This is a genomic window from Pseudomonas onubensis (assembly GCF_965653655.1).
Taxonomy (GTDB): Bacteria; Pseudomonadota; Gammaproteobacteria; order Pseudomonadales; family Pseudomonadaceae; genus Aquipseudomonas.
On the sequence record NZ_CBFHAZ010000235.1, the window covers coordinates 1 to 481 of the forward strand.

A 481-nucleotide genomic window follows, 5' to 3' on the forward strand; every position below is an offset into this window, starting at 1 on the left:
TCTTCATGCTCTCTCGGATAGATGCCAAGGTCTCTTGCATCCGTTTCACTTTTGATATCGATTTTCCAGCCTGTCAGTTTCGCGGCTAAGCGGGCGTTTTGCCCTCTTTTTCCGATTGCCAGAGAAAGCTGGTAATCAGGAACGATGACAGTCGTGGCTTTTTCTTCTTCGCTGACGATGACATCCAGCACTTTAGACGGACTGAGCGCATTGGCAACAAATTCAACCGGATCATCAGACCAGTTGACGATATCAATTTTTTCGCCTTTCAGTTCATTGACGATCGCCTGCACCCGCTGGCCTTTAGGACCGACGCATGAACCGACCGGATCAACGTCAGGGTCATCAGTGCGGACGGAGATTTTAGAGCGGTCGCCCGCTTCTCTGGCAACGGATTTCAGTTCGACCGTTCCGTCATAAATTTCCGGCACTTCGATTTCAAAAAGACGCTTCAACAGGCCAGGATGCGTTCTTGATACAT

At 49.7% G+C, this 481-nt stretch carries 1 protein-coding gene; it reads right to left on the bottom strand.

Annotated elements, in window-relative coordinates; genetic code table 11:
• On the bottom strand, nucleotides 1-481 hold a 481-nt coding region (gene nusA / locus ACTD9P_RS29740; protein WP_438870433.1), incomplete at both ends, for a transcription termination/antitermination protein NusA.